This window comes from Variovorax sp. Soil_C_39 (assembly GCF_057656815.1).
In genome coordinates, this window is record NZ_JBDGJQ010000013.1 from 1 (window position 1) to 26,488 (window position 26,488).

The 26,488-nt window shown below is 68.5% G+C and carries 26 protein-coding genes; 6 read left to right on the forward strand and 20 right to left on the reverse strand.

Annotated elements, in window-relative coordinates:
• Positions 1-131 precede the first annotated feature (131 nt).
• The 8 genes from AC3A6J_RS24240 to AC3A6J_RS24275 all read right to left on the reverse strand — a co-directional run bounded on the left by AC3A6J_RS24240 (position 132) and on the right by AC3A6J_RS24275 (position 9,478).
• Positions 132-959 (reverse strand): M55 family metallopeptidase, encoded by an 828-nt coding sequence (locus AC3A6J_RS24240; RefSeq protein ID WP_487862556.1) that lies wholly within the window; start codon positions 957-959, stop codon positions 132-134.
• A 10-nt stretch (positions 960-969) separates the two neighbouring features.
• Positions 970-2,058, reverse strand: coding sequence for a DmpA family aminopeptidase (locus AC3A6J_RS24245; RefSeq protein ID WP_487862557.1), 1,089 nt, complete (start codon positions 2,056-2,058; stop codon positions 970-972).
• Between the two features lie 11 nt (positions 2,059-2,069).
• On the reverse strand, positions 2,070-2,999 hold the full coding sequence (gsiD, locus tag AC3A6J_RS24250) for a glutathione ABC transporter permease GsiD (RefSeq protein WP_487862558.1): 930 nt from the start codon (positions 2,997-2,999) through the stop codon (positions 2,070-2,072).
• Between the two features lie 10 nt (positions 3,000-3,009).
• Positions 3,010-3,930, reverse strand: a complete 921-nt coding sequence (gsiC, locus tag AC3A6J_RS24255; RefSeq protein WP_487862559.1) for a glutathione ABC transporter permease GsiC — start codon at positions 3,928-3,930, stop codon at positions 3,010-3,012.
• A 65-nt stretch (positions 3,931-3,995) separates the two neighbouring features.
• The gene (gsiB, locus tag AC3A6J_RS24260) at positions 3,996-5,546 is read right to left on the reverse strand and encodes a glutathione ABC transporter substrate-binding protein GsiB (protein WP_487862560.1); all 1,551 of its coding nucleotides are present in this window, start codon (positions 5,544-5,546) and stop codon (positions 3,996-3,998) included.
• 70 nt (positions 5,547-5,616) lie between these two features.
• A complete protein-coding gene (locus tag AC3A6J_RS24265; RefSeq protein WP_487862561.1) occupies positions 5,617-7,500 on the reverse strand; it encodes a dipeptide ABC transporter ATP-binding protein in 1,884 nt (627 codons plus the stop codon).
• A 32-nt stretch (positions 7,501-7,532) separates the two neighbouring features.
• A complete protein-coding gene (locus tag AC3A6J_RS24270) occupies positions 7,533-8,495 on the reverse strand; it encodes an isoaspartyl peptidase/L-asparaginase family protein (RefSeq protein WP_487862562.1) in 963 nt (320 codons plus the stop codon).
• Positions 8,492-9,478: a MurR/RpiR family transcriptional regulator gene (locus AC3A6J_RS24275; protein ID WP_487862563.1), complete on the reverse strand. Its 987-nt coding sequence runs from the start codon at positions 9,476-9,478 to the stop codon at positions 8,492-8,494. Before AC3A6J_RS24275 ends, AC3A6J_RS24270 begins: the two co-directional genes overlap by 4 nt.
• Before the next feature lie 166 nt (positions 9,479-9,644).
• Here AC3A6J_RS24275 and AC3A6J_RS24280 point away from each other — a divergent pair, with 166 nt between their 5' ends.
• The 3 genes from AC3A6J_RS24280 to AC3A6J_RS24290 all read left to right on the forward strand — a co-directional run bounded on the left by AC3A6J_RS24280 (position 9,645) and on the right by AC3A6J_RS24290 (position 11,278).
• Positions 9,645-10,463: a helix-turn-helix domain-containing protein gene (locus tag AC3A6J_RS24280; RefSeq protein WP_487862564.1), complete on the forward strand. Its 819-nt coding sequence runs from the start codon at positions 9,645-9,647 to the stop codon at positions 10,461-10,463.
• A gap of 67 nt (positions 10,464-10,530) precedes the next feature.
• Positions 10,531-10,854, forward strand: coding sequence for a DUF2834 domain-containing protein (locus AC3A6J_RS24285; RefSeq protein WP_487862565.1), 324 nt, complete (start codon positions 10,531-10,533; stop codon positions 10,852-10,854).
• Between the two features lie 31 nt (positions 10,855-10,885).
• The gene (locus AC3A6J_RS24290) at positions 10,886-11,278 is read left to right on the forward strand and encodes a nuclear transport factor 2 family protein (RefSeq protein WP_487862566.1); all 393 of its coding nucleotides are present in this window, start codon (positions 10,886-10,888) and stop codon (positions 11,276-11,278) included.
• A gap of 21 nt (positions 11,279-11,299) precedes the next feature.
• Here AC3A6J_RS24290 and AC3A6J_RS24295 read toward each other — a convergent pair whose 3' ends face one another.
• The 7 genes from AC3A6J_RS24295 to AC3A6J_RS24325 all read right to left on the reverse strand — a co-directional run bounded on the left by AC3A6J_RS24295 (position 11,300) and on the right by AC3A6J_RS24325 (position 18,339).
• Entirely contained in the window at positions 11,300-11,671 is a 372-nt protein-coding gene (locus AC3A6J_RS24295; protein ID WP_487862567.1) for a VOC family protein, read from the reverse strand.
• A gap of 104 nt (positions 11,672-11,775) precedes the next feature.
• Entirely contained in the window at positions 11,776-12,537 is a 762-nt protein-coding gene (locus tag AC3A6J_RS24300; RefSeq protein WP_487862568.1) for an extensin-like domain-containing protein, read from the reverse strand.
• Positions 12,538-12,553: 16 nt separating this feature from the next.
• Entirely contained in the window at positions 12,554-13,453 is a 900-nt protein-coding gene (locus AC3A6J_RS24305; protein WP_487862569.1) for a LysR substrate-binding domain-containing protein, read from the reverse strand.
• Between the two features lie 90 nt (positions 13,454-13,543).
• Positions 13,544-15,046, reverse strand: coding sequence for an alpha/beta hydrolase family protein (locus AC3A6J_RS24310; protein ID WP_487862570.1), 1,503 nt, complete (start codon positions 15,044-15,046; stop codon positions 13,544-13,546).
• Positions 15,047-15,238: 192 nt separating this feature from the next.
• Positions 15,239-16,138: a transglutaminase family protein gene (locus tag AC3A6J_RS24315; protein WP_487862571.1), complete on the reverse strand. Its 900-nt coding sequence runs from the start codon at positions 16,136-16,138 to the stop codon at positions 15,239-15,241.
• Positions 16,139-16,187: 49 nt separating this feature from the next.
• Positions 16,188-18,056 (reverse strand): bifunctional tRNA (5-methylaminomethyl-2-thiouridine)(34)-methyltransferase MnmC2/FAD-dependent 5-carboxymethylaminomethyl-2-thiouridine(34) oxidoreductase MnmC1, encoded by a 1,869-nt coding sequence (gene mnmC, locus AC3A6J_RS24320; RefSeq protein WP_487862572.1) that lies wholly within the window; start codon positions 18,054-18,056, stop codon positions 16,188-16,190.
• A gap of 7 nt (positions 18,057-18,063) precedes the next feature.
• A complete protein-coding gene (locus AC3A6J_RS24325) occupies positions 18,064-18,339 on the reverse strand; it encodes an oxidative damage protection protein (protein WP_487862573.1) in 276 nt (91 codons plus the stop codon).
• Between the two features lie 157 nt (positions 18,340-18,496).
• Between AC3A6J_RS24325 and AC3A6J_RS24330 the strand changes: the two genes are divergently transcribed.
• Entirely contained in the window at positions 18,497-19,543 is a 1,047-nt protein-coding gene (locus AC3A6J_RS24330; protein WP_487862574.1) for a sulfate ABC transporter substrate-binding protein, read from the forward strand.
• A gap of 60 nt (positions 19,544-19,603) precedes the next feature.
• Here AC3A6J_RS24330 and AC3A6J_RS24335 read toward each other — a convergent pair whose 3' ends face one another.
• Both AC3A6J_RS24335 and AC3A6J_RS24340 read right to left on the reverse strand, forming a co-directional pair.
• Positions 19,604-20,311, reverse strand: coding sequence for a hypothetical protein (locus AC3A6J_RS24335; RefSeq protein WP_487862575.1), 708 nt, complete (start codon positions 20,309-20,311; stop codon positions 19,604-19,606).
• A gap of 10 nt (positions 20,312-20,321) precedes the next feature.
• Complete coding sequence (locus AC3A6J_RS24340; RefSeq protein WP_487862576.1) at positions 20,322-21,278, reverse strand: 5'/3'-nucleotidase SurE; 957 nt, start codon at positions 21,276-21,278, stop codon at positions 20,322-20,324.
• A 200-nt stretch (positions 21,279-21,478) separates the two neighbouring features.
• On the opposite strand from AC3A6J_RS24340, the gene epsC reads away from it, so the two are divergent.
• Entirely contained in the window at positions 21,479-22,393 is a 915-nt protein-coding gene (epsC, locus tag AC3A6J_RS24345; protein WP_487862577.1) for a serine O-acetyltransferase EpsC, read from the forward strand.
• Between the two features lie 6 nt (positions 22,394-22,399).
• On the opposite strand, the gene AC3A6J_RS24350 is transcribed toward epsC, so the two are convergent.
• Together AC3A6J_RS24350 and AC3A6J_RS24355 are read right to left on the reverse strand one after the other, a co-directional pair.
• Positions 22,400-23,365 carry an alpha/beta hydrolase family protein gene (locus AC3A6J_RS24350; protein ID WP_487862578.1) on the reverse strand — a complete coding sequence of 322 codons (966 nt, stop codon included), beginning with the start codon at positions 23,363-23,365 and terminating at the stop codon, positions 22,400-22,402.
• Positions 23,366-23,456: 91 nt separating this feature from the next.
• Positions 23,457-24,305: an AraC family transcriptional regulator gene (locus AC3A6J_RS24355; protein ID WP_487862579.1), complete on the reverse strand. Its 849-nt coding sequence runs from the start codon at positions 24,303-24,305 to the stop codon at positions 23,457-23,459.
• 105 nt (positions 24,306-24,410) lie between these two features.
• Here AC3A6J_RS24355 and AC3A6J_RS24360 point away from each other — a divergent pair, with 105 nt between their 5' ends.
• Positions 24,411-25,769, forward strand: a complete 1,359-nt coding sequence (locus AC3A6J_RS24360) for an NAD(P)/FAD-dependent oxidoreductase (protein WP_487862580.1) — start codon at positions 24,411-24,413, stop codon at positions 25,767-25,769.
• On the opposite strand, the gene AC3A6J_RS24365 is transcribed toward AC3A6J_RS24360, so the two are convergent.
• Positions 25,756-26,466 carry an Asp/Glu/hydantoin racemase gene (locus AC3A6J_RS24365; protein WP_487862581.1) on the reverse strand — a complete coding sequence of 237 codons (711 nt, stop codon included), beginning with the start codon at positions 26,464-26,466 and terminating at the stop codon, positions 25,756-25,758. The genes AC3A6J_RS24360 and AC3A6J_RS24365 overlap by 14 nt on opposite strands.
• Between the last annotated feature and the right edge of the window lie 22 nt (positions 26,467-26,488).

The window sequence follows — 26,488 nt, forward strand, 5'->3', positions numbered from 1 at the left end:
GAAGCGAGTTCTGCGAGACCCCGCGAAACGCGAGCACCGCAGGTTGCCCCGTAGCGCAGCGAAGGGGTCGCAGACAGTAGCTCGCCCGCCGGGGCGAGACCCGGCCTCCGCCCTTGAAAAGAAGCCAGAGCTCAGCGCAGCATCGACGACATCGCCGAACAGCAGTTCAGCATCCGCACCGCCGCTTCGACCGAGGCTGCCGTGAAGCGCAGCGTCACCCCGTCAAGGCGCTCGAACGCCGGCCACTGGCAGAACAGATCCGCAAGCGCCGGCGACTGGGCCCGCAGCGTGACGACCTGCGGACCCGCGAACACCAGCGGCCGCACCGCTTCGCGCGAAGCCGCTTCGAGCGCCTGCTTCACCCCCGCGCGGATCGCGAGCCGCGCGCGCTCGGGCGAGAGCGACACGCCGCTGGTGTTGCCCGTCGCCTTCTTGGTCTCGACGAACACCGCCTGCGGGAACAGCGTGCGGTTCTCGTCGATGAACACGTCGTCGCCGCTCGCCATCACCACCGGCACGCCGTATTCGCCGGCCAGCGCGCCATAGAGCCCGGCCTCGCCGAGTTCCTGCTCGCCGAGCGACACGCTGGCGAAGGCGAAGCTGTTGATCGTGTGCGCGAGGATGCCGCGCCCCTGCGCCCGCGAGTGATAGCCCACCATGCAGAGCGCGTCCACGCCGCCGTGCTCCACGCCCGCCACCATGCTCAGGTAGCGCGGCTTGCCCTGCACCACCTGGGCGCGGGCGTCGAGCAAGTCGGGCGGCATGTTGCGGAAGCCGCCGTGCGAATCGTTCACCAGCACCTCGGTCGCGCCCGCATCGAAGGCGCCGGAGATGGCGGCGTTGGCCTCCTGCGCCATCAGCAGGCGTGCGCGCTCGAACTCGGGGTTGCCCGGCCGAACCTGCTCCGGGTGGTAGACGCCGGCGACGCCTTCGATGTCGGTGGAGATCAGGACTTTCATGTCAATCGACCTATCTATTTGAAAGAAGGGCGGCGGCGGGCAGCAGGTCGGCCAGCGCATCGCGGCGGTGGCCGTCGCGGCCGGTCACGGCGGTGGCGCGCCACAGCGCATGCACGATCGCCTGCTCGGTGCTGTCGGCCGCGGCCTGGAACAGTGGATCGAGGCATGCGTCGTGCAGCATCGCCACGGCCGGCATCGGACGGTCGGGCTGGCCTGGCACGGTGTAGGCGGTGGAAAACGCCAGCACGATGTCGCCGCTGCCATGGCCGAAGACCGAGCCGGTGCGTGCGAGGCCCGCGCCCGCGCGCAGCGCGAGGCGGCGCAGCTGGCGCGCGTCGAGCGGCGCATCGGTGGCGATGACGATGATGATCGAGCCCTTCTCGGGCTCGTCGGAAGGCGATGCCGCCGCATCGCGTGCGGCCTGCAGCGCGGCGAGCCGGTCGCCCACCGCCTGGCCCGCAAGCAGAAGTTGCGGCTGGCGGCCGTAGTTCGCAAGCACCAGCGTGCCCACCGTGTGGGAAGAAACACCATCCTGCGCGGGCACGCAGCGCGAGGCACTGCCGATGCCGCCCTTGAGCCCGAAGCTCGACATGCCGCGCCCCGCGCCCACCGAGCCCTGTTCAAAGTCGGCAGTGGCGCCTTGCAGCGCCTGCAGGTAGTCGGCCTCGGTCACGGCCATGCGCTGCACGTCGTTGAGGAAACCGTCGTTGCATTCGAACACCAGCGGATTCACCGTCGGCAGCGCGCGGCCGGTCTCGGGGTTGTTCGCGATGCAGTGGCGGATCTGCGCGGTGGCGACGGTGCCGACCGAAAAAGTGTTGGTCAGCGCGATCGGTGTCTCGAGCAGGCCGAGCTCCTCGACCTGCACCAGGCCGACGCTCTTGCCGAAGCCGTTGAGCACCACGGCCGCGGCCGGTACCTTGTCGCGGAACGGATCGCCCGCGTGCGGCCGGATGACCGTCACGCCGGTCTGCACCGGGCCGTCGTCCAGCGTGCGGTGGCCGACCGTGACGCCCGGCACGTCGCTGATCGCGTCGCGCGGGCCGGCTGGCAAGCGGCCGATGAAGGGCAGGGCGCCTGGTGTTGTGTTCGAAGCCATCCCGGTGGTGGTTACTGGCGGTCGATTTTCGGGTCGAGCGCGTCGCGCAGCGCATCGCCCAGCAGGTTGAACGCCAGCACCGTGAAGAAGATCGCCAGGCTCGGGAAGAGCGCCACGTGGGGCGAGGTGACCATGTCGGCGCGCGCCTCGTTGAGCATCGCGCCCCATTCGGGCGTGGGCGGCTGCGCGCCCATGCCGAGGAACGACAGGCTCGCGGCCGTGATGATCGAGGTGCCCACGCGCATCGAGAAATACACCACGATCGACGAGATCGTGCCCGGCAGGATGTGCCGCACGATGATGGTCCAGTCGGACGCGCCGATGCTGCGCTCGGCCTCGATGTAGGTCTGCTGCTTGAGCACCAGCGTGTTGCCGCGCACCAGCCGCGCGAACGCCGGCACGCTGAACACCGACACGGCCACCACCACGTTGGTCATGCTGCTGCCGAGGATCGCGACCACGCCGAGCGCGAGCAGGATGCCCGGAAACGCGAACAGCACGTCGGAGATGCGCATCACGATGCGGTCCCACCAGCCTTCGTAGTAGCCCGCAAGCAGGCCGAAGGCGGTGCCGATGAACCCGCCGACCAGCACCGACAGGAAGCCCGCCATCAGCGAGATGCGCGTGCCCGCGAGGATGCGGCTGAAGATGTCGCGCCCGAGCGGGTCGACGCCGAACCAGTGCGCGGCCGAGGGGCCGGTGTTCAGCATGTCGTAGTCGAAGAAATTCTCGGCGTCGTAGGGCGAGATCCACGGCGCGAACACCGCGACGAGCACCAGCAGCAGCACGAAGGCCGCTGCCACCAGGCCGACCGGCTGGTTCTTGAAGCGCCGCCAGCATTCGCCCCAGGGCGTGCGGACCTTGCCCGCGGCCTGGAGGGGCGCCACGGGTTCGGTGGCGGGGACGATGGTTTCGGCAGGAGCGCCGGTCGCTTGCGTCATGGCTCGGGGCTCACTTGTAGCGGATGGTCGGGTTGATGAAGCCGTACAGCACATCGACCACGAGGTTGATCAGGATGAATTCGAGCGAGAACAGCAACACCAGCGTCTGGATGACGGGATAGTCGCGCATCTGCACCGCGTCGACCAGCAGGCGGCCGAGGCCGGGCCAGTTGAACACCGCCTCGACGAGGATCGAGCCGCCCAGCAGAAAGCCGAACTGCAGGCCCATCATCGTCACGACCGGGATCAGCGCATTGCGCAGGCAGTGCTTGATGATGACCGTGCGCTCGCGCACGCCCTTGGCGCGCGCCGTGCGCACGAAGTCTTCCTGGATGACCTCGACGAACGATGCGCGCGTGAAGCGTGCCATCACCGCGGCCACCGCGGCGCCGAGCGTGATCGAGGGCAGGATGTAGTGCTGCCAAGTGCTGGCGCCCACCGTGGGCAGCCAGCCGAGCTGGACCGAGAAGATCTGCATCAGCAGCATGCCGAGTGCAAATGCAGGAAAGGAGATGCCCGACACCGCCAGCGTCATGCCGAGGCGGTCGGGCCATTGGTTGCGGAACACCGCAGAGACGATGCCGATGCCCATGCCGAAGATCACCGCCCACACCATGCTGGTGATCGTGAGCATCACCGTCGGGAAGAAGCGCTCGGCGATCTCGGTGGACACCGGCCGCCGCGTGCGGATCGAGGTGCCGAAGTCGCCCTGCAACATCTGGGTGAAGAAGCTCGCGAACTGCTGCGGCAATGGCTTGTCGAGCCCGAGCTCGGCGCGGACCATGGCCACCGTCTGGTCGTCGGCGTCCTGTCCGGCGGCGAGACGCGCCGGGTCGCCGGGCAGCATGTGCACGAACAGGAACACCAGCACCGCCACGATGAGCAGTGTGGGGATCAGGCCCAGCAGTCGTTTGAGAAAGTAGTTCAGCATGGCATACAGGCAAAGAGCCCCTTGCGGGGGAGGCGGCTACACGAGTTGAGCCGCCTCGGGGATGGTCAACGGACTTCGATGGCGTCGATGTTGATGTTGCCGTCAGGCATCACATGCACGCCCGAGAGGCGCTTGGCATGCGCCGACAGGTTCTGCTCGGTGACCAGCGGCACGCGCGGCAGGTCCTTGCGGATCTGTTCCTGCGCTGTCTTGTAGAGCGCGGCCTTCTCGGCGTCGTCCACCGTCACCAGCGCCTTGGCGATGGCGTTGTCGACCACCTCGTTCTTGTAGAACGACATGTTGTTGAGCTTCGGGGCCCAGGCTTCCGAGGCGAACAGCGGACGCAGCGCCCAGTCGGCTTCGCCGGTCGACGACGACCAGCCCGTGTAGTACATGCGGACCTTGGCCGTCTTGGGATCAGGCCACGAGTCGACCATTTCCGCGCGCTGGCCCACTTCGAGGGCCTGCACCTGCAGCTTGATGCCGATCTGCGCGAGTTGCTGCTGCACGAACTGGATCGTCTTCTGGCTCGTCGTGTTGTTGTAGGCGCTCCACAGCACCGACTCGAAGCCGTTCGGGTAGCCGGCTTCCTTCATCAGTTCCTTGGCCTTCTTCAGGTCGTAGGGAATCGGGTCCATCTTCACGGCGTACTTCACGCCTTGCGGCACCACGCCCTGCGCCGGGAAGGCATAGCCGCCGAACGCGACCTTGGCCAGTGCTTCCTTGTTGATCGCGTAGCCGATGGCTTCGCGCACCTTCGGGTTGTCATACGGCTTGTGCTGCATGTTGAAGGCCAGGAAGCGCACGATGATCGACGGCGTCGCCACCACTTCGAGCTTGTCGCTCTTCTTCAGCAGCTCGGCCTGCTCGTAGGGAATGGGAAAGGCGAAGTCGGCTTCGCCGGTCTGCAGCATGGCAGCGCGCGTGTTGTTCTCGAGCACCGGCTTCCACTGCACCGTGTCGACCTTCGGGTAGCCCTTCTTCCAGTAGCCATCGAACTTCTTGGCCTTGACCGCGTCGGTCTGCTTCCACTCGACGAACTCGAACGGGCCGGTGCCCACGGGGTGGAAGGCGATGTCCTTGTTGCCCCACTTCTTGAGCGCGGTGGGCGAGATCATCGCGGCCGATGCGTGAGCCAGCGAGTTGATGAAGGGGCCGAAGGGCTCCTTCAGCGTGATGCGCACCGTGGTCGGGTTGACCGCCTCGACCTTGCCCACGCGGTTGAACTGGTTGTAGCGCAGCAGCTTGTTGTCCTGGTTCAGCACGCGGTCTAGCGTGAACTTCACGGCTTCGGCGTTGAAGTCGGTGCCGTCGTGGAACTTGACGCCCGAGCGCAGCTTGATCGTGTAGACCAGGCCGTCCTTCGACACCTCGTAGCCCTCGGCGAGCACGTTCTGCACCTTCAGGTCCTTGTCGAACTGGAACAGGCCTTCGTAGAAGGTCTTGGTCACCGCGGTGGTGATGGTGGTGTTGGTGTTGTAGGGGTCGAGCGTTTCCGGCTGGTAGCCGATCGACAGCACCACGTCTTTCGCGGCCAGTGCGGAGCCCGAGGCGGCCAGCGCGGCCAGGCCCAGCAGTGCGGAAGCCCATCGCAGGGAGGAGGAAGATTGCGTCATGGAAGAACTCCAGTCGGGGTGGAAAAAAGCAGGATGTCTCCCGCGGGTTGAGAAAAGGAAAGGCGCGTACTCAGAACGCGCCGCCGATGGCGTGGCGTGCGACGAAGTGCCCCGGCGCCACCTGCACCAGCGGCGGCACCTCGGGCTCGTCGCCCACGGCGCGGATCGGGCTCGGGATCTCGCCTTCGAGCAGCGCGTGCGGCTTGTGCCGGCGCGCCGGGTCGGCCACCGGCACCGCCGCCATCAGCTTGCGGGTGTAGGCGTGCTGCGGTGCCTCGAAGACCGCGCGGCGCGGACCGATCTCGACGATCTGGCCGAGGTACATCACGGCCACGCGGTGGCTGACGCGCTCGACCACGGCCATGTCGTGCGAGATGAAGAGAAACGCCACGCCCAGCTCGCGCTGCAGGTCGAGCATGAGGTTCACGATCTGCGCCTGGATCGACACGTCGAGCGCCGAGACCGACTCGTCGGCCACCACCACCTTCGGGTTCAGTGCCAGTGCGCGCGCAATGGCGATGCGCTGGCGCTGGCCGCCCGAGAACTCGTGCGGATAGCGCTGCGCCACTTCGGGCGGCAGGCCCACCTTCTGCAGCAGCCAGTCGACGCGCTGCTGCGCCTCGGCACCCTTGGCGATGCCGTGGATCAGCAGCGGCTCCATGATCGAGAAGCCCACCGTCACGCGCGGATCGAGCGAGGCGAACGGGTCCTGGAAGATGAATTGGATGTTGCGGCGCAGCGCCTGCAGCTCGCGCGTGGGCAGCTCGCGGATGTTCTGACCGCCGAACTCGATCGCGCCGCTCTGGCTTTCGACTAGGCGCAGCAGCGAGCGGCCCGTGGTCGACTTGCCGCAGCCCGATTCGCCCACCAGCGCGAGCGTCTCGCCGGGATAGAGGTCGAAGCTGATCTTCTCGACCGCATGCACGCGGCGCTTCACGCGGCCGAAGATGCCGCTGCGCACGTCGAAGCGCGTGACCAGGTCGCGCACGCGCAGGATCGGGCCGGTGTTCTGGCGCACGGTGTCGTGCGGTACTGCCGCGTCAGCCGGCGGCACCGCCTGCGCGCCGGTCTCGGTGTTGCGCAGCAGCTCGAACTTGGCCGGCAGGTCGGTGCCCTGCATGGCGCCGAGCTTCGGAACGGCCGAGAGCAGGGCGCGCGTGTAGGGATGCTGCGGTGCTGCGAACACCGCGTCGGCAGTGCCGGCCTCGACCTTGTCGCCGCGGTACATCACCAGCACGCGATCGGCGATCTCGGCCACCACGCCCATGTCGTGCGTGATGAAGAGCACGCCCATGCGCATCTCCTTCTGCAGTTCGCGGATCAGCTGCAGGATCTGCGCCTGGATCGTCACGTCGAGCGCCGTGGTGGGCTCGTCGGCGATCAGCAACTGCGGCTTGCACGACAGCGCCATCGCGATCATCACGCGCTGGCGCATGCCGCCCGAGAGCTGGTGCGGAAAGCGGTCGAGCACGTTGCGCGCCTCGGGAATGCGCACCAGCTCCAGCATGCGCAGCGCCTCGGCGCGCGCCGCCGCATTCGACTTGCCCTGGTGAATGCGGATGGCCTCGGCGATCTGGTCGCCCGCGGTGAACACCGGGTTCAGCGAGGTCATCGGCTCCTGGAAGATCATCGCGATGTCGGCACCGCGGATGTTGCGCATCTCGGTGTCGCGCGCCTGGGCCAGGTCGAGCACTTCGCCGTTGCGGCGCCGGAACGCCATGCGCCCGTCGAGGATGCGGCCGCCGCCATGCTCCACCAGGCGCATCAGCGCCAGCGAGGTGACCGACTTGCCCGAGCCCGATTCGCCCACTACCGCGAGCGTTTCGCCGTGGTCGACGTGGAACGAGAGCTTCTTGACCGCATCGACCGTGCGTTCCGACGTGGAGAAGCGCACGGTGAGGTCGTCGACGGCGAGAACGCGGCCGTCCGGCAGATTGAGGGCAGGTGAAGACATGGGCGAAGCGGAATGAAAGTGGGGCGTGGGGGTCAGGCGAAGATGGCGGTGACCGGCGTTTCGCCGCCGCGCGCATGGCCGCGGTACATGCCCTCGGTGTTGAAGGCGAGGCTCAGGTTGCCGTGGCGGTCGAGCGCGATCAGCCCGCCCGTGCCGCCGATGGCCGGCAGCGATTGCTGCACCACCGCGTGCGTTGCCGCCGCCAGGGTTGCACCGCCGTAGGCCATGCGCGCGCACACGTCGTAGGCGGCCGCCACGCGGATGAACATTTCGCCGCTGCCGGTGCACGACACGGCCGCGGTGCGGTCGTCGGCATAGGTGCCCGCGCCGATCAGCGGCGAATCGCCGATGCGGCCCACGCGCTTGTTGGTCATGCCGCCGGTCGAGGTGGCCGCGGCGAGGTGGCCGTGCACGTCGAGCGCCACTGCGCCCACGGTGCCGAACTTGCGGTCTTCGTCGAGCGGCGTGGCCGCGGCCATCGCGGCACCTTCGTGGTCGACCACCACGCGGCCCGTGTCGCGCACGCGATGCAGCTGCTGGCGGCGCGCCTCGGTCGAGAAGAACGAGGGTTCCACCATCTCGAGCCCGTGCTGCCGCGCAAAGGCTTCGGCGCCCGCGCCGGCCAGCAGCACGTGCGCGCCGTCGTTGAGCACCGCGCGCGCGGCGCGCACCGGCCGACGGATGTGGCACACACCGGCCACCGCGCCCGCGGCGAGCGTCGCGCCGTCCATCACGGCCGCGTCGAGCTCGTGCGTTTCGTCGTGCGTGAACACCGCGCCGTGGCCCGCGTTGAAGAGCGGGCATTCCTCGAGCAGCTCCACCGCGAGGCAGGCCGCATCGAGTGCCGGGGCACCCTTCAACAGCAAGGCTTGCGCGGCACGCACGATGCCGTCCAGCGCGTCGAGATACGCCTGTGCCTGGCCCGGGCCGGTCGTGGCTGCGCTGATGGTGCCCGCACCGCCGTGGATGGCGATGACGGGCGTTCGATTCGTCATGGTTTGGCTTTCTTTTTCTGCTTCGTGCTGCTGCGGCGCTTCGGTGCGGAGGGCGCGGCAGCTTCGGCGGGTTGCCGGGGCGCCACCGCGCCCCGGGCCAGCCCCTGCCCGCCGTGCAGCCACGGCCGCACCGCCTGCAAGATTCGGCTCGCCGACTGCACCGCGCCGGGCGCGCGCAGTGCCACCGCGCTGGTCAGCGCCTCGATCAGCGCCAGCACGCTGGTCTCGCAGTTCGGGCGGTAGCTGGTTTCGGTCTGGCAATAGAGCACCACGTCGGCCAGCGGCGCGAGCGGCGAGCTGGGGCGGTCGGTCAGCGCCAGCACCGCGCAGCCCTGGCGCTGCGCGATCTGCGCCAGCGCCACCGTGTCGGTCAGGTAGCGCGGAAAGGTCAGGGCGATGAACAGGTCCTGCGGGCCCGCATGCATCAGCGTGCGCGCGGCGTGCGTGACGCCGCTCACGCTCGAGAGCAGCCGCACGTCGTTGCAACTGCCGTCGAGCCCGTGCTGCAGCAGCCCGGCGAGCCACGCACTGGCGCCGAAGCCCGCGATGTAGATCGAGCGGGCCTGGCCGATGCGCGCCACCGCGGCCTCGCACGCCGCGTGGTCCAGCGACTGCCGCGTGGCCTCGATGTTGCGGCGGCTCTCGTCGAGCGCCGTGGCGAACACTTCGGCCACCGTGGTGGGCCGCTCGAGGTTGCCGCGCAAGCGCTCCACCGGCGCCACCAGCGATTCGAACCCCCGCACCAGCTCGGCACGAAAGCTGGCGTAGCCGTCGAAATCCAGCGCGCGCGCAAAGCGGTTGGCCGTGGCAATCGACACGCCCACGGCCGCAGCCAGCTCGTCGATAGGCAACGTGGCCACCTGCAGCGGATGCTCGAGCACGTAGTCGGCCACCTGCCGGTGCGAGCGCGTCAGGCGCGGCAGCGCTTGCGCGATGCGCTGGGCCACGGTGGTGCCGTTGGAGTCGACGTTGGTGCCGTTCATGCGTGGATGGTGAACCCGTACCGGGTGTTCGTGAAAACTTCTTTTCAAATATAAGACAAAAAAGAAAACTTTTTGTCATTTTGGGTCGAAAGAGTGCAAACGGATGGACGGCAGAGGGTTCAACCGATGCACTTCCCCGAGGGCGCGCGAGTCCGATAATTCGCCGATGGAACTCCATGTCGCGCGGCCGTATCCCGAGGTGAGCGCCTGGGTTTCGATGGCGGTGCACCTTTGCTTCAACACCCCGGGCACGCAACCGGTACCCTGCCACTTTCCCGCGCTGGTCGAGGGGGGGCTGGTTCTGGTTCTCGAGGGCCAGTTCTTCGTCCAGGCGCCGTCGGGTGCGTTTGTTCCGCTTCCTGCCGGGTTCGTGGGCACCGCTCGCGCAGTGCCGCTCACGCTCTATCGCACGCCTCGGCTGTGCTATGCCGGGCTGCGGTTGCAGCCGCCGGGGACGCTGGGGCTGCTGCAAGCGAGCCCGCTGTCCCTTCCGCACCAGTTTGCCGATGCGGCTGACGTTTTCGGCTACGCCTGGCCGCGGCTGGTCGAATGCATCAGGGCAGAAACAATCCCACAGAGGCGCTTGGCATCGTTGTTGGCGTTCGCACGCCAGCGCCTCCGCGAGGAAGTGCATTGCCAGCGGGCGCGTCGAGCGGCGCGACTGCAGCAGGCGGCCCTGCGGGGAGGGTCTCCTCACGATGCCGTGGGCCTCTCCGCGAGGCAGTTCGAGCGAGTGTTCGCCGGGACCTTCGGCCTGACGCCGAAGCTGTTCCAGCGCGTAGCCCGCGCGGAAGGATTGCTGCGCGACGCCCTTGCCAAAGGCGCGACAGGCGCAGGGCTCGCATTGCAGCATGGCTACTATGACCAATCGCACATGGCACGCGACCTGCGCATGTTGGCCGGCGCTTCGCTGCGCTCACTGGTTGAAAGCGCTCGCCAGCGTGACTCGGAAAATTGGGCGCTTGCGGTAGGTACGGCGCAGTGACAGTAGCGTACAGGCCGATGTCGGATTTTTCCTATCGGCCGCAGCGCAGGGTTCATAGGATGCCTGGATGTCGCCGACGAACCGAAACCTTGCCTTCTTCATCCTTGCACTCTTCGGCTTGGTGGTTCCCTGGTATTTCAATATCGGGTTCCTCCTGAGCGGCGGCAGCTTCGCGCCGGCGTCTTTCATCGCCGCCGTGTCGGCCAACAAGCTGGTCGCAGGCATCACCTGGGACGTCTACCTGGCGGCTGCGGCGTTCTCGGTATGGGTGCTGCAAGATGCACCCGCCGCGGGTGTTCGTCGGCCGTGGGTCTATGTCGTGCTGACATTCGGAATCGGCCTCGCCTTCACATTGCCGCTGTACATCGCGCTGCGGCGGGTGGTGCGATGAAGGGTGAAATGCTGACCGGAAAAGTCTGTTCATGATCAACATCTTGACCAATGGCAACGATCTGTACGCGGCGCTGAACAGCGGAGATGCCGATGCGCTGCAACGATTGCTTAGCGACGACTTCAGGGGCCGTTTATCTCCCGGCCTGCCACGAGGCCTGGGGAAGAGCTACAGCGGTCTGCACGCAATGATGGGCGAGGCATGGGCGCTGGTCGACCAGCTGTTCCAGCTCGATGTGAAGGTCGACCAGTTCTTCGATGCAGGCGAAATGCTGATCGTCCGAGGCACCTACAGCGGCACTGCCAGGGAAACCGGCAAAGTACTGAACGCTCCGTTTGCGCATTTCTGGGAATACGACGGGACGCGGTTTTCAGGGCTGCAGCAGATCACCGATACGGGCTTGTGGCGCGACGCGATTGACTGAGGCGCCCGCGTGCCGTGCTCGCTATCGCGCGGGCTGCTGCACCAGCTGCAGTTCGTTTCCGGCAGGATCGCGCAGCGTCGCAAGGATGCCGCCCCAGTCCTGGCGCTCCGGGAGTCCCGAGAACGCGACGCCGCGCGAGGACAGCGACTGGTAGGTCGACTGCACGTCAGCCACGTCGAAAGACAAGCCGGTGAAACGCCCGACGAGAACCTGGTCCTCCGCGGGGGCATCCGCGTCCACGTGCTCGACGACCAGGCTCAAGGGGCCGGCGTCGAACACGCAATAGCCTTGCTGCGCTTGCCCGGCCCTGAGCGGCAGGCCGAGCACCTCTTCGTAGAAGCGCGATGCGCCCGGCAGGTCTCGAACAAAAATGCGCGCGGTGCGTAGCTGCATGACGGCTTTCTCCTGGCAGGCACGGGTTGGGGATGCACGCTTGCATGCTAGGCACAAGCGGCGGCTGCGGCAACCCACTCGGTCGCCACCAGTGCCGCACGCCACTAGCGGCACATCGAGAACCCACCCGTTTCAAAGTGAAGATGGTCGCGGTGCGCCGCGTTGTACTCAGGCCCGAGCACGCCATCGAAGAAGCGGCAGCCGCCCTGGTGCGCATCGCGCAGCAGCAGCGCGGCAGGCGTGCCCGCATTGCTCGAACCGGCCGTCGTCCAGTCGCGCTGAACGCTGATGCGTCGGCCGTTCGCAAGCGTGAGCCCGGCAACGTCGAGCGCATCGGCCGTCGCATGGCGGCTGCGCGAAGCGCCCGGCACGGCGCCTTCGCCGCGGTTGATGTTGCGGCAGGCATAGCTGCCGAGGTGGTCGATGGCCACCACCGATTGCCCGAAGTGCTGGCGGGCGGCCGGCTGCAGCGCATGCTTCTCCCACATGAAGAAGGAGAGCGCCATCGGGCAGCTCAACGAGGGCGCGGTGCCCAGGCGCACGCCCGCGCCGCGCAGCCGCACAGCGTTCTCGAAGCCGCAGCCGGGGCCGGTGACGCGGTCGGGCAGTTGGTCGTATTGCATGCCGGTCTGGGCCAGAGCCGCGAGGCAGCGCGCGGGGTCGCGCCGGGCGCGGGCGAGCTTGAAGTCGGTGAGCCAGTCGGGCGCGGCCGCGACATCGAGCGGCGCCCAGGGGTTGAAGCGCTCGGGAATTTCGACCTTGCCGCTCGCGACGGCCCACACGCCTGCGGCGAGCGCGGCGCACAGGGCCAGTCCGAGCCACCGGCCACGGCGAGAAGGAGACGAGGGCGCGCGAGGCGGCTCCATGAAATGCCTGTCCGGATCAGCTGGCGCTGTCGCGCCGCGCGAGCACCCAGTGCTTGAAGTGCGCGAGCGCCTCCGATGGTGGGCCGTCTTCGGGATGCGCGAAGTAGTAGCCCTGGCGCACGTCGAGGTGCCGGTCGATCGGAACCACGAGTTCGCCGGTGCGCAGCTCGCGCTCGACCAGGATGCGCGGCGCGAGGCCGATGCCCATGCCCGCTGCGGCCGCGGCGGTGACCATGGTGAAGAGCTCGTAGCGCGGCCCGCGCGAGGCCTGCACGGTGTAGTCCCACCCTTGCTGCGCATACCAGTCGCGCCAGGCCTGCGCGCGCGTGCCCAGGTGCACGTGGCGGCAGCGCGCGAAGGTGGCTTCGTCCCAAGGGGCGTTGGCGTCGCGGAAGGCGGGGCTGCACACCGGCACCATCTCGCCCTCCGTAAAGATCAGCCCGCCCTGCGTGCCGGGCCAGGACTGCTCGCCGAAGTAGATGGCGGCGTCGTAGGCGTTGTCCTCGAACGAGAAGGGCTGCGTGCGCACCGACAGGTTCACGGTGATGTTCGGGTGCTCGTGGCCGAAGTCGGGCAGCCGCGGGATCAGCCACTGGGTCGCGAAGGTGGGCACTACCGCGATCTCGAGCACGTAGCCCATGTCGTGGCCGGCACTGATCTCGAGCGTGTCGCGCCGGATCTGGTCGAGGTGGCGGCGGATGCGCGCCGCGTATTCGCGCCCGGTGTCGGTCAGCGTGAGGCGCTGCCGCACGCGCGAGAACAGCGCAACGCCCAGCCGCTGCTCGAGCATGGCCACCTGCCGGCCGACGGCGCTTTGCGTGAGCGCCAGCTCGGCCGCCGCGCGCGTGAAGCTCCCGAGCCGCGCCGAGGCTTCGAAGGCCTGCAGCGCGCCCAGGTTCGGAATGTCTTTTCTCATTGCCGCCATTTTGCGTGCGCGGCGCAAGCTGAGCAGCGATCGATGGGGCGCGGACGGCGGCGATGCCGCCCGCGCCGGGTCACGCGCCGATCAGCAGGGGCGCGCCGCGGCCGCGTTCGGGCGCGTGGCCTTGCTGGTGCCGCTTTCGTCCACCGCGCCAAGCGGCCGGGTGAAGGTGCAGCCGTAGGTCGGCGCGGCCACCGTGGCGGCGGTCATCACGTCGTCGCCGGCCGGCTTCTGGGCCGGGTCGGCTTCCCAGTTCACCATCGCGTCGAAAGCCTCGACCTGTTCGGCGATGGTGAAGTCGCAGTGGGAGATGCCGCGGATGGCGCGCTGCACCAGCCAGCCGCTATTGCCCTTGGCGGCCGCGCGCTGGTGGTAGATCTGCTGCATGCTGAAGGGCACGTAGAGGTCGCCGAGCGTGTGCAACGAGACCACCGGCACGCTGAACTCACCGTTCGCCTTCGGAATCCAGCGCAGGCCATCCGTGCGCAGGCGGTTGGCGTCGGGCGCCGCGGTGAGCTTGAGCACCGCATTGTTCAGCGCGAGGGTACCGGGCTCGTCGCCGTCGATGGCGTACGTGAAGCGATTCGTGTCGAGCGTGCTCTTGTTGAGGATGCCGTTGACCGTGCCGTCGCTGCCGAACGTGCCCCACACCGCACCGAACGAGCCGCCCGCGGTGAAGCCCAGGTCGAACATCGGGCGTTCACCGCCGGTCAGGTTCTTCACCACGGAACCGAACTTGAACCCCGTGGGCGTGGGCGCGCTCGGAAAGGTGGTGTAGAGCGCTTGCGTGACCTGCGGCGCGATGTCCGACCAGTTGACGGTGGGGTACCTGGGCAGCCCGGCCAGTGCCTGCGCTGCAACCTGCGCACCCGCGAAATAGTCGAACAGCTCCGTGTCGCCCATCACGCCGCACATAGGCACCGCGCCGTGGTACTTCATCTTGTGGTTGGCGGTGGCGTAGGTCTCGTCCTCGATGGCGGCGGCCGTGATGTGGCCGCCCATCGAGTGGCCGGTGATGAAGACCTTCGAAGGGGCTGCCAGCTCGCGGCCGTTGGTCTTGGCGATGTCGTTGAAGGCCAGCGCCAGCGCGTTGGTGTCTTCGACGCCGACGCGCACGTCGTAGAAGTTCTTGCTGTAGCTCGATGCCGCCCAGGCATAGCCGTTCTGGATCAGGTGGCGGCGGATCGAGGGATTGCTCACCGACAGCACATTGACTTCGCCGGCGTAGCCGTGCGCGTACATCACGAGCTTGCCGTTCCAGTTGGCGGGCACCTCGACGCGGTACTGCGCGCCGCCGATCATCCCGGCCCAGCGGCTGGTGGTGCTGTTGTCCACCGTATCGCTCGCATCGGCGGCGAGCGCCGCGAAAGTCGTGGCCGACGGGTCGGCAGGGGCGAAGGCGTTGCGGCTGTCCTGCAGGCGCGTCTCTTCGGGCAGCGGCGGAGGCGGTGCCGGCGGTTCGGGCGCCGGCGCGGGCGGTGGCACGGGCAGGAAGGCAAAGCCGTTGCCGCCTCCGCCGCCCCCGCCGCAAGATGCGACGGCAAGGCTGGCTGCAAGGGCAAGAAGTGTCAGGCGCGCGGAATGCATGGGGTGTCTGTCTCCGTTCTTGGGTGCTGAGAAGAAGATGCCCGGCGCAGCGCAGCCTGGCGTTCCGTCGAGAACGACCGTGCTATTTCGCTGGACCGGCGGGGCAGCGTAGAGGCGTCGGCCCGCTGCCCGGCCCGGGCTTTCCCGTACCTGCTATCTCCTGTGCGACAGCCGGCGCAAACCGGCGCGCGCTCAGGCGTCGCGCTTGGTCACGACCACCGTGGCCTCGAGGCTCTCGAACGCATCGGGCTCGCCATACCAGCTGCCCGAGATCGGCGCGGCCTGCGCCGGGTCGCGCGAGACCGCGACGCGGATCAGCTGGCCGCTGCCCATCAGGTTGTTGGTGGGATCGAAGGCGAGCCAGCCGGCGCCCGGCAGGTAGGCATGCAGCCAGGCATGCGTGGTGCCGGCGCCGGTCATCGATTCGCCGTGCGCGCGTGCGGCGGTGTCGAGCGCGGCGTCGTAGATGTAGCCCGAGACGAAGCGTGTCGCAATGCCCAGCCGGCGCGCGGCTTCCATCATCAGCAGCGCGTAGTCGCGGCAGCTGCCGCTGCCGAGCGCCAGCGTCTGCAGCGGCGTCTGGGTGCCTTCGGCGTCGCGCGCCATGTACTTGAAGCTGCCGCCGATGTGCGCATTCATGCGCGTGAGCACTTCGCGCGTGCTGTTGGGCTGGTCGGTATGCAGGAACTGGTGGGCCCACCGGATCAGCGTGCCGGCATCGTCGTCGTCGTGGTGCGGGCGCAGGTAATGCTCGAGGTCGAGCCGCTCCTGCACCGAGTACGCGAACGGCAGGTATTCGGCCGACGGATCGAGCGCGAGATGGTCCTGCTGCGCGGGCACATGCTCGATCGTGAAGGCGCAGACGATGCGCAGCTCGGTCGCATCGCCGAGCGGCTGCACCATGGCCACCGAATTGGAATGCGGGTCCTGGATGAGCCGTGTGATCGCATCGGGGCTCACTTGCAGGTCGGTGGCCAGCACGCGCAGGTCGTGGCTGTCGCGCGGGCGGAACATCACGCGGTGCAACCCGAAGCTCACGGGCTTCTTGTAGCGGTAGACGGTGGTGTGGATGATGTCGTAGTGGATGGCCATGCGACGCATTCTGCGGCCTTGTCGGTGCGCGGGACCCGTGTGGCCGGACTTATGTTGCGGAATCGATGGCGGGCCCCTGCGTGCGCGAAGTGCACAGCGCCTCGGCCATCCTGGCGGGCAGCGGCAGCGGCTCGCCGTGCCAGCGCGCCGCGATCAATTCGGCGCACAGCGCCGCAAAGCTCAGGCCGCGCGAGCCCAGGGCGGTGCAGGTCCAGAGACCGGGCTCGCCGAGCGGACCGGCCAGCGGCCGGCGGTCGCCCGAGGCGCAACGAATGCCGACCCAGGCCCTGGCCTCATTGCCTTCGAAGGCCGGCGCCAGCGCGGCCGCGGCGGCGGGCGCAAGGCGTTCGAGCCGCGCCCGGTTGGCCGCAGCATCGGCCGGGTCGGGCGCCAGGTCGGTGCGGTCGCGGTCGTAGGTGGCGCCCGCGAGCCAGAGCTGGGCACCGTCGGGCTCGGGCACGCTGGCGATCAGGTGGCCGTCGCCATTGAGCGGCACGGCGGGCAGGGCGCCTGCCACGGGCGCACCGGAAACAAGGCCCCAGGCGACTTGGCCACGCACCGGCTGCAGCGGCAGCGCCGGGGCGAACAGATGCGATCCATGCCCGGCCGCAATCACCACGCGATCGGCTTCGGCCAGCAGCGTGCCCGCCGCGTCCAGCAATTGCCAGCCGGTGCCACCGCGGACCAACTGCGCCACGGCCGACCGGCCGCAAAAAGCAACGCCCGGTGTGCGCAGCCAGGCCTCGACCAATCGGCCCGGGCGCACCCAGCCCGCGCGCGCATGCCGTAGCGCGGGCGCGTCGGCCGGCAGCGCCGCTTCGGCGCATCGCGCGGCGCTCGCGCGCCACGACTCGTTCAGGCCGTCCTCGCGCCAGCCGGGCGGCAGGCGAAGGTCGCCGTCGGGCCGGCGCTCGAGCACGCCGCTGGCGCGCCAGTCACTTCCCTCGGGCAGCAGGCGTTCGAGTTCGGCCCAGGTGGCGCGAATGCCCGCGCGCGTGAGCCGCGAGAGCAGCGCGTCGTCGGGCGACACATGTGGCGCCATCAAACCCACTGGAAGAGCGGAAGCGCCCGCCGCGGGCCGGTCGGCCGCATCGAGCACCGTGACCTGCCAGCCGCGCCGCGCCAGGCTCGCGGCCACGGCGGCCCCCGCCAGGCCAGCGCCCACCACGGCGCAGCGGCCCGGTTCGGCCTGCGCCGGCGGCGGGTCGCGGCGCCGCACGGTCCAGGCGGGTGCGAACTCGGCGGCAAGGCCGTCGCGTTCGGAGCAAAGGCCCGGGCGTGTTTCGATCTGGAAGCCGTTCTGCGCGAGCGCATCGCGCACTGCGCGCGAAGAGGTCGAGGTGGCGAGGCCGGTGCCCTGGCGGGCAAAGCGCGACACGGCCTTCAGCGTCTCGGGCGACCACATCGCCGGGTTCTTCTGCGGGCTGAAGCCGTCGAGGAAGATGCTGTCGGCCTCGAAGCGCTGGACGCGCAGCATCGGCTGCACGTCGCCGATGCAGAGCGTGAGCAGCACGCGGCCGTCGTCGAATGCCAGCCGATGAAAGCCCGGCAGCAGGCCATGCCACTGGCCGGCCAATGTGGCGGCCAGGGGCGCGAGTTCGGGGTAGGCCCGGGCGGCGCGACGCAGGTCGTCGGCAGCGACGGGATGGGCCTCGACCGAGACGAAGTGCAGCATCCCGGGCCTGCCGGCGTCCGCACGCCAGGCCTGCCAGGTTGTCAGGAAATTGAGGCCCAGCCCGAAGCCGGTTTCGAGAACCCGCCATTGCGGTCGCCCCGTCCACGCCTGTGGCAGGCGGCAGCCGTCGAGGAACACATGGCGCGCGTGCGCCAGTGCCCCGGTTTCGGTGTGATAGAGGTTGCCGAAGCGTTCGCTGAACGGCAGGCCGTCGGCGCGCCAGGCGACGGGCTCGGCGGCCAAGGCAGGCTCAGTTCGACGGCGGCGGCACGTAGCCCTGTGCCACGTCGGCGCCTTCGCCGAAGAAATGCTTCTCCATCTGCCGGGCCAGGTATTGGCGTGCGCGGAGGTCGGCAAGGTTCAGCCGGTTCTCGTTGACGAGCATCGTCTGCTGCTTGAGCCAGGCAGCCCAGGCTTCCTTGCTGACGTTTTCCCACAGGCGCTTGCCCAGTTCTCCGGGATAGGGCGGGAAGTCGAGCCCTTCGGCTTCCTTGCCGAGCTTGATGCACTGAACCATGCGTGCCATTTTTGAATTGCCTTTGGTGGGGAAAGTGGTTGCCAAGGCCTGCTGACAGGCCTTAGTTGATTTGGCTATTTAGAACTGAGAACTCGGTCGTTCCCGTTTCCATATGCCTTATTGAGAATACGTGGCTTCATCGATATGCCTTTTTGAGCAAGACACCATGCGCCTCCGCCGCGACTTTATCAAGCTTTCCCTCGGTGCCGGCCTGGCCGGCGCCATGGCCCTGACGGCGTTGCCGTCGTTCGCGCAGAAGCAGCAGGGCGCCGGCCCGGTGACGCTGCTCAACGTGTCGTACGACCCGACGCGCGAGCTCTATGTCGACTACAACCGTGCGTTCGCCAAATACTGGAAGGCCAAGACCGGCCAGGACGTGACGGTCAAGCAGTCGCACGGCGGCTCGGGCAAGCAGGCGCGCTCGATCATCGACGGCATCGACGCCGACGTGGCGACGCTCGCGCTCGGCGGCGACATCGATGCGCTCGTCACCCATGGCGGCGTGGTCAAGTCCGACTGGCAGAAGCGCCTGCCGCACAACTCGGCGCCCTACACCTCGACCATCGTGTTCCTCGTGAAGAAGGGCAACCCCAAGGGCCTGAAGGACTGGGACGACCTGGCCAAGCCCGGCGTGCAGGTGATCACGCCGAACCCCAAGACCTCAGGCGGCGCGCGCTGGAACTACCTGGCCGCCTGGGAGTTCGCGCGGCGCAAGTACGGCAGCGACGACAAGGCCAGGGAATACGTCGGCAACCTGTTCCGCAACGTGCCCGTGCTCGACGCCGGCGCGCGCGGCTCGACCATCACCTTCGTGCAGCGCGGCGTGGGCGACGTGCTGCTGGCCTGGGAGAACGAGGCCTTCCTGGCGCTGAAGGAGTTCGGCACCGAGAAGTTCGAGATCGTGGTGCCTCCGCTCTCGATCCTGGCCGAGCCCACGGTGGCGGTGGTCGACAAGGTGGTCGACAAGAAGGGCACCCGCGCGGTGGCCGAGGAATACCTCAACTATCTCTATTCGGACGAAGGCCAGGACATCGCGGGCCGCAACTTCTACCGGCCCACGTCGGAGAAGGCCAGGGCCAAATACGACAAGCAGTTTCCGACGCTCACGCTGGTCAGCATCGACCAGGCGTTCGGCGGCTGGGCCAAGGCCGACAAGGCGCACTTCGCCGACGGTGGCTCGTTCGACCAGATCTATACCGCGAAGCAGAAGTAGGCAAGCAGGACAGGAGGCGCCTCGACGAGCCCGGTGTGGTGTGCACGAGGCGCCGTTCTCCTACTCGGCGTAGGCCCAGATGTCGATCAGCCGCTCGCCGTTGTCCGCCAGGAGTCGGAAGCGCGCCGGCGCGTAGTCGGCGTCGGCCACCAGCACGCCCTTGGCCGAGGCCGGCAGCGCGGCGCAGCCGTGCGTGTGCAGGTCGAGCAGGAGCGTGCCCGGCAGCACGCCTGCCGCGAGGCTCCCGCTGAGCTTGCAGTCGGAACCCGGTTCCGCCGACAGCCGGCCGTCGGCCGCGATGCTGAAGGCCGTGGCTTCCCCGGCTGCGACCTGCGACACATAGCGCCCGGCCAGTGTCGCCGCGGCAAGTTCGGCCGTGTTCAGCGTGTGGTGCTGGAGCAGCGTGACGGCCACGTCCTGGTCCGGCGCCGGCACGGCGATCCAGCGTGCCGCGGGTTCGGCCGCGCGGCGGTAGGACTGGTTGGCGATGTCGTCATGGCCACCGAGCACCAGCAGCCGCGTCCCGTCGGCCGCAGCGTAGTACTTGCCGACGGTCGGCGCATCGGCGTCGCCGATGCTCACGGCATACGTGCCGCTGCCCAGTTCGTCTACCGACACCCGAGGCCCTTCGGCAGCACCGGGTGCTTCCGGCTGCGTGGGCAGCGCGACCGGCGGGAACACCGCGGATGCACCGCCGCCGCCGCCTCCACATGCGCAGAGGACGAGGAGGGCCGCCGTGGCCGCGCCACAGAGTGAGAGTCGCTTCATGCGGCGGACCTCATTCGGCAAACAGGTCGCGCAGGCGCAGGCGCAGCCACTGCTGTCCGGCCGGCCGGTGCTCAAAGCCGAACTGCATCGCCGAGACCGCGATCTTCGACTGGATGACAAGCGACTCGTCCTCTGCCTGCTCGGGCGTCGGCGTGCCGCTGCCGGCCAGCCCGCCCAGGCCGTACGGCGGGCTGTTGCGGAAGGCCAGGTTGTACAGGTTGTAGGTGCCGATGCGCGAGAACGCCCAGGTCATCGCGGGGGTGGGGGCGTTCGGGAAGTTCACGTTGAGCGCCACACCGCCGGCCAGCAGCGGGCCATTGCCGGCCTTGGCCTGCAGCGTCTTCACCAGCTTGACCGTGTGCGCGGCAACCACCTGGGAGTAGGCGTTGGCCAGCCCGGCGTTGTCGGTGGTGTCGGCGCCGGCGCTCAGGGCGATGGCCGGAATGCCGCGGCCGAGCGCGAACTGCACATTGCTGACCGTGCCCGAGCTGTTGATGATGCCCCCGACGTTCTGGCCTTCGTTGGGGCCCGACAGCACGAGGTCGGGTGCCTTCGACCAGCGCGCCTTGGCAGGCACGTCGAGGCCGTACATGGTGGCCATCACCGGCGTCCCGTGCGCGTAGAAGTAGTCGCCGTTCGTGTAGCCGGCCTTGGTAAAGGGGCCGACCGCCGGCTCGCCCGTCTTGGCCGCGCCGTTGTGGCAGCCGCCTTCCTTGTTGACCTGGGTTGCATCATCGTCCGGCACGATGGTGACGGTGCTGTACATGACGATGCCGGCGCCGCGGCCGCTCTGGCCGGTGCAGGGGACCGAGACGATGACATCGTGGCCGTCGGCCTTCAGCGCTTCGTAGAGCGCCTTGAGGTTGCTGGTCAGGCCGTCGTCGTTGACGACCAAGATGTTGAGTGCGAAGGCCGGGCTGGCCAGCAGGCCCGCCACTGCACCGAGGGCGGCGATTCGAAGCTTCATGAATGCATGGGGGAAAGTGGATCGTCGCCCCATCGTCCGGTGCGGCAGTGAAACCCGAATGACACACTGCCGGCCGTAGACGCCTTGGCGACGATGCACGGTCGCCGCGACCCTCCTATAGTGGTGGTGGCCAGGTCCATCCAGTCGCCTGCGCGGGACCGGACCGGACGCAACTCGAAACACACGGGAGCAAGGAACACATGGCTCAATTCGAACTGAGCGGCATCGTCCACGCGCTGCATGACGCACGCAACGAATGGCGCGATTCGCAGCGTCGCTCGCGCGAGCCCGGCGCGCGCGAGTTTCCGTCGCGCGATGCGCTGGCGCAGGTCGTCGAATCGCTCAAGGGCGCGCTGTTCCCGATGCGGCTCGGACCGCCCGAGCTACGCCACGAGAGCGAGGACTTCTACGTCGGCCACACGCTGAACACTGCGCTGCAGACACTTTTGGTACAGGCGCGGCTCGAACTCAACTTCAACGCGCGCCACGAACCGCGCTCGGCGGTCGAGATCGACGAGGTTGCTGCTGCGGCCGTGCTGCAGTTCGCGCGCGAACTGCCGAGGCTGCGCCGCCTGCTCGACAGCGACGTGCTCGCGGCCTACAACGGCGACCCGGCCGCGCGCAGCGTGGACGAGGTCCTGCTGTGCTATCCGGGCGTGCTCGCGATGATCCACCACCGGCTCGCGCACGAGCTCTACAAGCTCGGCCTGCCGCTGCTCGCGCGCATCGTGGCCGAACTCGCGCATGCGCAGACCGGAATCGACATCCACCCCGGCGCGCAGATCGATGCCGGCTTCTTCATGGACCATGGCACGGGTATCGTCATCGGCGAGACCGCCGTCATCGGTAAGGGCGTGCGGCTCTACCAGGCGGTGACGCTCGGCGCCAAGCGCTTTCCGACAGATGCCCAAGGCAACCTGCAGAAGGGCTTGCCGCGGCACCCGGTGGTGGAGGACGATGTGGTGGTCTATGCGGGCGCCACGATCCTCGGACGCGTGACGCTCGGCAAGGGCGCGGTGATCGGCGGCAACGTCTGGGTTACCGAGGACGTGCCGGCGGGGGCGAGCGTGACGCAGGCGACGCTGCAGAACGCGCCCAGAGGTGCCGCCGCCTGATGAGCGCTACGGGGGCGAACTCGTGCGCTCCGCGGCGAGGTGGCGCCGAAAGAAGGCGGCGACTTCGGCGTTGAAGCCGGCGTGGAAAGCCGCGCGGTCGAAACCTGGTCCGTCACGGCAGATCTCGGGCGCCGAGGCGAGCAGCGCTGGCGTGCACGGTGCGAGAAAGCCGAAATGCCCGGCCTTGTCCGCTCGGTGCCAATCGGGCATAACGGGCAGGTTGTGTCGGACAGCCATCGCGCTTTCGGGCGTTACGCCGTCGCCGCCGTACTCGGAGGCCCAGAGCTGCACGGGGGTCTTGACGTTCTTCAAGCCCGCGGCATCGAACACCATGCTGAGCGGATCGGCGATGACGGCGGCCTTGATGCGGGCGTCGCGCACCAGCGGTGTGGCAAGCAGTTCGTTGTAGCGTTGCTGCATCGACGTGCAAGCTGGAGCCTTCGAGGCCGACGCGCAGAGGGATGGAGCAAGCGACAACAGCCGAGAGAAATCCGGTTGTGCGCCGATCAGCACGAGGCCTGTGTAGCCGCCCCTGGAAAAGCCGAAGAAGCCGACTCGTTGCTCGTCGAGCACGGCATGCCCGGGCCACTGCCGGAGCATGTGGTCGATGAGGCGCCGGATGTCTGTCGTGCGGGTCGCGAGCGCTGCAATGCTGTCGGCCGGTCCGCCGCGCACCTGGTAGTTGTCGCCGGAGTGGTTGATGGCAGCGACGACGAATCCTGCATTCGCCAGCGCTTCGGCCGTGTCGTGGTGGCCGAGGAAAGAGCCGCCGTAGCCGTGCGACAGCACGACCAGCGGCAACGCCCGTGACTCGGTCGCAACCGGGCAGTTGCGCACGCCTCGAAGGGCGTAGGGGCCAAGCTGGAACTCAGCAGCCGGTTTGGCGCACGGCGTCCAGACCGCCGAGCGAAGTGCCGGGCCTTCCGCGCTGGCCGGTATCTCGAACGTGTCGAAGCCCGCGGCCTGTGCCATGGGCGCGGCGAGGCAGACGAATGTCAGCAAGGAGCGCAGAAAAAAGAGCGGCATGAAATGTTCCGTGTTCTGGATAAGGCTTGATTACGTGTCAGCGAGCGGGCCGTATGGGAATCAGCAGTTCGGTGCGCAGCGCGGCCGGTGCGACCTCGTGCGGTGAGTTCAGGTAGCGTTCCAGCGTCGGGCGGTCGTCCGGCTCGTAGCCGCTGCCCGGCAGCCAGCGCGCGTAGAGCGCGTAGACAGCGGAATTGATGCGGGTGTAGGGGCCCGCAAGGGTATGCACCGCGTAGAGGCCGCCGGGAACGTCGAGCGATTCGAGCGCGGTGTCGCCGAGTGGCCACGGATCTGCCGAGGCCGCTGCCACGTAGTAGAGAAACTCGGGCTGCGCTTCCGGATCGCCGCTCGAGATGCCGAACCAGTCCGACACCCTGCGCGTTCCGACATGTGCATGCAGCTGGCGGTGCGTGTGGGGAATGGTGGAGAACGGGCCCTGATGGCGCAGCGCACGCACCGGCTGCGCGCGGCGCTCGACGATTCGCACCTCCGGCACCGGCCCGACCTCGGAGGCGGTTAGGGCGGGGCTGAGGACCACGGCGTGCATCTGCTGCTGGAATGCGCGCGGCGATTGCCCGGCGAACTGGCCGAAGGCGCGCGTGAAGGCCTGCGGGCTTTCATAGCCCACGCTCAGCGCCACGTCCGTGATGCTATGGCCGCCGCGCGTCAGCAGCTGGGTGGCGAGCGCCAGGCGGACCCGCCGCACGGTCGCCGCCACGGTTTCGCCTGCCACCGACCGGTAGACGCGGTGAAAGTGAAAAGGCGAGAAGTGCGCGAGGCGCGCTAGATCCTCGAGATGGTGCTCGGCCATCGGATCGGCGACGATGGCGGCGACGACGCGTGCCACGCGTTCGCGGTATTCATGTTCGGCTCGGGGCGCTGTCATTGGCGGAGTGTGCCGCCTCGGTGCGCCGGCCGCTTAGCCGACTTTGCGGAGTGCCGGCGGTGCAGGCTATGCTTTGCGGTCCTTGACCACCTAGCCTGTCCTCGCATGTCCCAACCTCCAGCTTCCGCCCAGCTGCCCTCCGACCCTGCTGATTCCTGCGACGTTCTCGTCGTCGGCGGCGGCCCCGCCGGGTCCACGATTGCGGCGCTGCTTGCCCAGCAGGGCCGCCAGGTGGTGCTGATCGAAAAGGAGCATCACCCGCGCTTCCACATCGGCGAATCGCTGTTGCCCGCGAACGTCGAGCTGTTCGACAAGCTCGGCGTGCGCGACCAGGTCGAGAAGATCGGCATGCCGAAGTTCGGGATCGAGTTCGTGTCGCCCGACCACGAGCACCGCAGCTATGTGGACTTTGCCGAGGGCTGGGACAGGTCGCTCGACTCGGCCTGGCAGGTGCGGCGCTCGGAGCTGGACGAACTGCTGTTCCGCCATGCCGCGACGCGTGGCGCTGAAACCATCGAAGGCTGCAAAGTGCGCGACGTGGCTTTCGACGCCGAGGGCGCCACGGTCCAGGCCGTGATGGACGACGGCGCCAAGCGCAGCTGGCGTGCGCGCTTCGTGGTCGACGCGACGGGCCGCGACACGCTGCTGGCCAACAAATTCCGCTGCAAGGAAAAGAACCCCGACCACAACAGCACCGCGCTGTTCGGCCATTTCACCAACGCCGAGCGGCTCGAAGGCAAGAAGGAAGGCAACATCAGCATCTGCTGGTTCGCGCACGGATGGTTCTGGTTCATTCCGCTCGCCGACGGCACCACGAGTGTGGGCGCGGTCTGCTGGCCGTACTACCTGAAGACGCGCGACAAGCCGCTGAAGGATTTCTTCTACGACACCATCGCGCTGTGCCCGGTGCTCGCGGACCGGCTCAAGAACGCGAGGCTGGTGGACGACGCGGTGCACGCCACGGGGAACTTTTCGTATTCGAGCACGCACGCCACGGGCGATCGCTATCTGCTGCTCGGCGATGCCTTCACCTTCATCGACCCGATGTTCTCGTCGGGCGTGTACCTGGCGATGCACAGCGCCTTCGACGGCGCCGAACTGGTGGCGACGGCGCTCGACCGTCCCGCCGCGCTGGCCGCCGCGCGACGCGACTTCGAGACCATGATGCGCAAGGGCCCGCGCGAATACTCGTGGTTCATCTACCGCGTGACGAACCCCACGATCCGCGACATGTTCATGCATCCGGGCAACCCGTTCCGCGTGAAGGAGGCGCTGATGTCGCTGCTGGCCGGCGACATCTACCGCGGCACGCCGATCTGGCGCGCGCTCGGCATGTTCAAGGTCCTCTACTACTTCATCTCGATCACGCACATGCGCCGCACCTGGGACGGCTGGAAGCGGCACCGCCTCAACATCCGCGACATGGGCGCGCTCAGGGGCGAGACGATCCTCAAGGCAGATTGAGGGCGCCGCCGACCGGGTCGGCATCCCACGCCCGGTGCGCGGCGCGCAGCGTGGCCAGCGCATGCGCCACGCCGAGCCGCGGGCTGCTGAGCACCTCGATGCCGAGGTCGGCAAGTTCGTCGGCGACGGGCGCCATCGAGGCCTGGGCCAGCACCACGACGTCGGCTGCCGTGGCGGCGTCGCGGATCGCGTCGACCAGCACCTCGATGTAGCGCGCGGTGTCGCCGGCCTCGAAATGGGCCCATGCACCCGCGACCAGCAACGGGCTCGGCCGCACGCCCACGCCGGCCTGTGCGGCTGCCGACAGCACCAGCGCGCGGGTCGGTTCGAGCGTGCTCTCGAGCGCGGCGGCGACCAACACGCGCGGGCCCGCGCGCACCGCGCGGTCGGCCATCGCGCGGTCGATGCGCTGGGCCGCAAAGGCGCCGCCGGTGGCGGTTCTTTCGGCGATGTCGCCGAGGGTGGAACAGGTGCACACGACCACCGCCGCACCATCGGCAGCGGCGGCCTCGCGCATGGCGTCCTGCACCTTGGCGGGCAGGGCGGGGTGGTCGGTGCCGGCGGTACGGGCCTCGTGCAGCAGGTCTTCGCGCACCAGGTGCCCGGCCTCCACCTCGGGCGCGAGTTCGCGCACCAGGCGCTCGAAGCTCGGCACATGCACCTGCGCGGTGTGAAGGAATGCGATGCGGCCGGTCATCGGCGCTTGCGGTTGCGTTCGC

Excerpts from the sequence above, each read along its gene's own strand:
- AC3A6J_RS24350 (WP_487862578.1), bottom strand. The coding sequence starts at position 23,365 with ATGGCACAGGCCGCGGGCTTCGACACGTTCGAGATACCGGCCAGCGCG.
- AC3A6J_RS24305 (WP_487862569.1), bottom strand. The coding sequence starts at position 13,453 with ATGAGAAAAGACATTCCGAACCTGGGCGCGCTGCAGGCCTTCGAAGCC.
- AC3A6J_RS24360 (WP_487862580.1), top strand. The coding sequence starts at position 24,411 with ATGTCCCAACCTCCAGCTTCCGCCCAGCTGCCCTCCGACCCTGCTGAT.
- AC3A6J_RS24365 (WP_487862581.1), bottom strand. The coding sequence starts at position 26,466 with ATGACCGGCCGCATCGCATTCCTTCACACCGCGCAGGTGCATGTGCCG.
- AC3A6J_RS24355 (WP_487862579.1), bottom strand. The coding sequence starts at position 24,305 with ATGACAGCGCCCCGAGCCGAACATGAATACCGCGAACGCGTGGCACGC.
- AC3A6J_RS24245 (WP_487862557.1), bottom strand. The coding sequence starts at position 2,058 with ATGGCTTCGAACACAACACCAGGCGCCCTGCCCTTCATCGGCCGCTTG.
- gsiB (WP_487862560.1), bottom strand. The coding sequence starts at position 5,546 with ATGACGCAATCTTCCTCCTCCCTGCGATGGGCTTCCGCACTGCTGGGC.
- AC3A6J_RS24310 (WP_487862570.1), bottom strand. The coding sequence starts at position 15,046 with ATGCATTCCGCGCGCCTGACACTTCTTGCCCTTGCAGCCAGCCTTGCC.
- AC3A6J_RS24280 (WP_487862564.1), top strand. The coding sequence starts at position 9,645 with ATGGAACTCCATGTCGCGCGGCCGTATCCCGAGGTGAGCGCCTGGGTT.
- AC3A6J_RS24315 (WP_487862571.1), bottom strand. The coding sequence starts at position 16,138 with ATGGCCATCCACTACGACATCATCCACACCACCGTCTACCGCTACAAG.
- AC3A6J_RS24295 (WP_487862567.1), bottom strand. The coding sequence starts at position 11,671 with ATGCAGCTACGCACCGCGCGCATTTTTGTTCGAGACCTGCCGGGCGCA.
- gsiC (WP_487862559.1), bottom strand. The coding sequence starts at position 3,930 with ATGCTGAACTACTTTCTCAAACGACTGCTGGGCCTGATCCCCACACTG.
- gsiD (WP_487862558.1), bottom strand. The coding sequence starts at position 2,999 with ATGACGCAAGCGACCGGCGCTCCTGCCGAAACCATCGTCCCCGCCACC.
- AC3A6J_RS24340 (WP_487862576.1), bottom strand. The coding sequence starts at position 21,278 with ATGAAGCTTCGAATCGCCGCCCTCGGTGCAGTGGCGGGCCTGCTGGCC.
- AC3A6J_RS24330 (WP_487862574.1), top strand. The coding sequence starts at position 18,497 with ATGCGCCTCCGCCGCGACTTTATCAAGCTTTCCCTCGGTGCCGGCCTG.
- epsC (WP_487862577.1), top strand. The coding sequence starts at position 21,479 with ATGGCTCAATTCGAACTGAGCGGCATCGTCCACGCGCTGCATGACGCA.
- AC3A6J_RS24275 (WP_487862563.1), bottom strand. The coding sequence starts at position 9,478 with ATGAACGGCACCAACGTCGACTCCAACGGCACCACCGTGGCCCAGCGC.
- AC3A6J_RS24265 (WP_487862561.1), bottom strand. The coding sequence starts at position 7,500 with ATGTCTTCACCTGCCCTCAATCTGCCGGACGGCCGCGTTCTCGCCGTC.
- AC3A6J_RS24240 (WP_487862556.1), bottom strand. The coding sequence starts at position 959 with ATGAAAGTCCTGATCTCCACCGACATCGAAGGCGTCGCCGGCGTCTAC.
- AC3A6J_RS24335 (WP_487862575.1), bottom strand. The coding sequence starts at position 20,311 with ATGAAGCGACTCTCACTCTGTGGCGCGGCCACGGCGGCCCTCCTCGTC.
- AC3A6J_RS24325 (WP_487862573.1), bottom strand. The coding sequence starts at position 18,339 with ATGGCACGCATGGTTCAGTGCATCAAGCTCGGCAAGGAAGCCGAAGGG.
- AC3A6J_RS24300 (WP_487862568.1), bottom strand. The coding sequence starts at position 12,537 with ATGGAGCCGCCTCGCGCGCCCTCGTCTCCTTCTCGCCGTGGCCGGTGG.
- AC3A6J_RS24285 (WP_487862565.1), top strand. The coding sequence starts at position 10,531 with ATGTCGCCGACGAACCGAAACCTTGCCTTCTTCATCCTTGCACTCTTC.
- AC3A6J_RS24270 (WP_487862562.1), bottom strand. The coding sequence starts at position 8,495 with ATGACGAATCGAACGCCCGTCATCGCCATCCACGGCGGTGCGGGCACC.
- AC3A6J_RS24290 (WP_487862566.1), top strand. The coding sequence starts at position 10,886 with ATGATCAACATCTTGACCAATGGCAACGATCTGTACGCGGCGCTGAAC.